Source organism: Chlorobium sp. N1 (assembly GCF_004332115.1).
In the GTDB taxonomy this organism is placed as follows: Bacteria; Bacteroidota; Chlorobiia; order Chlorobiales; family Chlorobiaceae; genus Chlorobium.
Window position 1 is genome coordinate 1 of the sequence record NZ_SJPA01000023.1, and the last position, 3,967, is coordinate 3,967.

General features: G+C 46.9%; 3 protein-coding genes and 1 pseudogene. All 4 read right to left on the minus strand.

What is annotated here, in order from left to right; genetic code table 11:
- Positions 1-622: 622 nt before the first annotated feature.
- Positions 623-745: pseudogene (locus E0L29_RS11665) on the minus strand (IS3 family transposase); the annotation flags it as partial.
- The gene (locus E0L29_RS11320) at positions 711-2,006 is read right to left on the minus strand and encodes a hypothetical protein (protein ID WP_131359177.1); all 1,296 of its coding nucleotides are present in this window, start codon (positions 2,004-2,006) and stop codon (positions 711-713) included. The gene E0L29_RS11320 and the pseudogene E0L29_RS11665, both read right to left, overlap by 35 nt.
- A gap of 115 nt (positions 2,007-2,121) precedes the next feature.
- Positions 2,122-2,916 carry a glycosyltransferase gene (locus E0L29_RS11325; protein ID WP_165498901.1) on the minus strand — a complete coding sequence of 265 codons (795 nt, stop codon included), beginning with the start codon at positions 2,914-2,916 and terminating at the stop codon, positions 2,122-2,124.
- 144 nt (positions 2,917-3,060) lie between these two features.
- Positions 3,061-3,813 carry a Kiwa anti-phage protein KwaB-like domain-containing protein gene (locus E0L29_RS11330; protein ID WP_131359183.1) on the minus strand — a complete coding sequence of 251 codons (753 nt, stop codon included), beginning with the start codon at positions 3,811-3,813 and terminating at the stop codon, positions 3,061-3,063.
- Positions 3,814-3,967 lie beyond the last annotated feature (154 nt).

Below are 3,967 nucleotides of genomic sequence, written 5' to 3' on the forward strand. Positions count from 1 at the left end.
TTTTCAGAGGGGCCGCTGGAGAGCGGTTTCGCTCCCGCTCCACCGCTCTCCAGCGGCCCTCCATTCATCCAATAATATAGCCTATTGAAACCTTGTGTTTCACGACATCAATTCACAATCGCGGGGAGATTCTGCGACATAGGTAACCCTATGCCCACGACTCGATAACGCCAGGGCCAAATGGACCATGTGAGGCGTTATCATCCTCTGCCAGAACCAGACATCCATACAACCCATCACCACTGCGAACAGATAGATTTATAGAACACGAGAGCTCCCACCCCATCAAAAGGGAGCAGGAGCATACTGAAGTTGCAACGGAAAAATGGACAGCTCAAGAAGCCAAACCTTCGGAAGGATGATTGCATAATAACTCTACTGAGAGCTATTTTCAAATCTTGGGAATCTTAATTTCCGATTACAAATGGCGAAAAACTGCTGTTCTTTTTTACCCTTAATCGACTTATCTTTTGCCATGAAGATCTTCACCTTCTGGGTTGTGTTATTTTCAATGGAAATGTCGTCCTTACCCATTCCAACACAACACTTTACGCCCACAGATGAGGGCTTTTTTTATTGCAAATCAATCAGTTCAGGTGTAGGGAATGATGCTTTGGCCGAGCTCGTGCTGATTCCGGTACTTGGTGCCATGAACCCACTCGGTTTTCGGGGTCTTGAAAAATATTTCGGTAGCCGCATCATCGTAACAGTTACCCTTGCCGCTCATACCCTGAATCATCCCGTATTTTTTCCTGAGTTGTGCCATTAGTGCGCAAGTCCCCCAGCAAAAAAGAATCAGAAGCATACAACCCTTGCCTTCTGACTGAAATACGATCCACTATCTGGATATAGAACAGAACGGGAATCAACGCAAACCAGAGACGAGACCCGACGGAAGCCATCCCACCCCAAAAATAGGCCATAAGGGATACATCGAAAAGAATAACGGGAAGAACATACCCTTTTGACGCGTGAATCAAAAAGAACCTTAGTACGATGAGCGTGGCTATCATAACGAACAGACCCACAAGAAACCATGGCCCAAGGAGATAGACCTGCTCTCCTATAAATCCTAGAGATTGGGAATATCCCTCACCATATCCGGCCCTGCCATACATCTCGCCAACAGAGGACCATCCTGCACCGATAGGCTTATCGGGCCACATATCACGCGGCACCCAGTTAAACAGAAACAGTAGATATTGGTCAAGAAAACTGTCAGAAGTATACATCAAGCCGGAATAATAATACTGAAACGCATCAGAAGTAACCGCGATATGATGAGCGGCGGAGCCCAGAGTCAAATCGCTTACATCAGAAACACTTCCATAACGAGAGAAGTGCGACACGAAAGAAGCAACCGGCGAAATCAATACAACAAACCAAGCCCGAAACTTAACATCCATATAGTGAGACGCCAACAAGATAGGGACCAAGACATACCCTAAAATGATCATCCGCCCAAATCCGCTCCAATAAAAGGCCAAATAGACGACGGTCATAAAGACATATAACGCGAGCAACCACACGACGACCTTACGACCGACCCCATACGACAAGATGCGCTCAAAAAAAATCAATGAGACAGCATATGGAACAGTAAAGAGAAACAACGAAAGAAACTTACCTCCGCCGTACCCTATAAACAGACCGGAAAAGGATGCCCACAACAGCAGAAAAAAGAAAACGAACCTATCAACCCCATACTCCCGAATTGAGCTGTATGTTATAGTTCGCTGCAAAGGGATCACCTGCGAGCCCGCAAAAATGGCCCTAAGTATATCAGCAATGACAATGAAGGAAAAAACAATGCCCACGACGTTATCCACTCCGGCGATATATATAAGGCCCAATCCAGAAAAGTAATACATCGAAACGCCAATTATGGCCAACATCATTTCGAGCGAATCTCGAGGGTCATCAATAAGTATCCGCACAAGCTGCGCGATAACCATAACCCACGCGGAGGCAAGCGGACTGAACGGAGCTATATCAAATGCGTTCAACAGCACGGATTGCAATCCGACCAAATACACGACGATCGATAAGAAATTCTTTAACCGACCCATATAAAAAAAACACTAATTTGCATTTAAAGCAACGACGGTCACCGCGAACAGTTTATCCTTTGCGTAAATCGCCATACATCACTCGCCAATGCAATGAGCCACTTGGATCATAAAACTTATTACGAATGACTTCAAACACGCTCTTGTCCTTAAAATGTCGTGCATACCGAAGCAACTGGTACTCCAGTTGCCCAATCTTGCGCTCATTACTCCTTAAAGCGCAAAGCTCATCGCGCAGTTGATCCTTAAACTTACTTGAGACGCCCTCCTCATGAATCCTGAAGCCGCCTACCACTGCATTCATTTTCTCGACAACAAAACGAGAGTACAGCCAATCAGTCAACTCATACTCAAACGCACACGTGTATTTACATGAAAACCCACCGAACTCACCCCATGCTTTCCGGGAAAAAAATAAACTCCCCGTAAACACATTGCCCGCCGATTGAGGCAACCCCCTCATCGGACCGAACGCAATCAAGGTCTTTACGACCTCCCCCTTCTTATTTAAAACAACCGAATCGGCTATAGCAACATCAAACCTCGTTTCATTGTACCTTTTCATAACGCCTTCAAGCGCCGTCCTAGTGACAAGGACGTCATCAGAATTCAGCCAACACACGACGTCGCCCTTCGCCGAATGAAACCCCTGATTCAAGCCGTCAGGGATGCAGCAATCAGAACTCGAAGCAATACGCGCCTTCGCCCCCATCACGGAAAATATCCTCTCCAGGGTGCCGTCTGTCGAGCCCCCGTCACAGACAAGCAACTCGAAATCTTGAAATGACTGCATAGACAGCGACTCCAAAGCATCACCAATAAACTCCTCAGAGTTGAAGGTCGGCATAATGATCGATATTGCCGGCGGCATACTATCCTTTCCTCCCGTCATTGTTCATTTCTCTCTCTCATTTCAGCCATCCATTCAAAAAGACTCCTGCGCCCGCTAAAGCCGGGGGTTAGCGGGCGTGCAGTGCACGATCATTTAGGATCAATCCGTCTCGCGCTTTGAATTGGTTTCATAAAGGGTGTCAGTAATGGCACCCCGATAGATTTCTTCATTGAGAAACTGAAGCAGTCGTTTTGCACCTGATCGATCTGACGGGAAAACAATTTTGCCTTGTTCTAATCGAATCTCTATATCATAAGCCTCGGAGCGTGCAACAATCTGCTCGGCCGAGTAGTGCTCAAGAATCCCTGAATCGCGCAGCATGGCAAAACGCTTTCGAAACCACTGACCAGCGTTCTCTGCCAATGCATCTGCATCTTCTGCTATAAACGTTTCATGGGAGAGAACCGCCCTAATCTCCTGCTCAGACGCATCTGTATAGAATTCCATGAGCGGTAAAAAGGTATTAGTAACGCGGAAGCTCCTGAACAGGAGTCTGCGCTCAGCTCGTAGAATGACTGCATCCAATTTACTGCCAAGAGTCAACGCCGGACGTGATACGCTTTCAAATGTGTCATGCTGAAGTAAAAGGAATCGCCCTGGCTTGATCATGTGCGAACGGTTGAAATCCTGAAAGAGAATTATTTCATCCCCCTGTGCATCTCTTGCAAATGCAACAATCCCCTTGATGGCTTCTAACTGATCTTCGTGAAGACTCAAGGAATCATGATCGCTGACGGTCTGACTCGTCTCATCCTGAAGCCAGTCCGGCATGACATAATCACCAATACTGAATTTCTCATGCGGGTCGGGACTATACCCCGGATCAAAGGGGACCTCAGCCACATCACCCATGAAGTTCGCAAACTGGACACCTAATTCGGGTTTGCTGAAGAATTCAAGCCATCGCCCAGCAGCACTTCATCGCCGCACGGGAAGATGACCACTTGAACAAATTTTGGATTACGTCAAGCTCCAAAAGGAGCCATTCAAACAGGCGCAAAAAAGG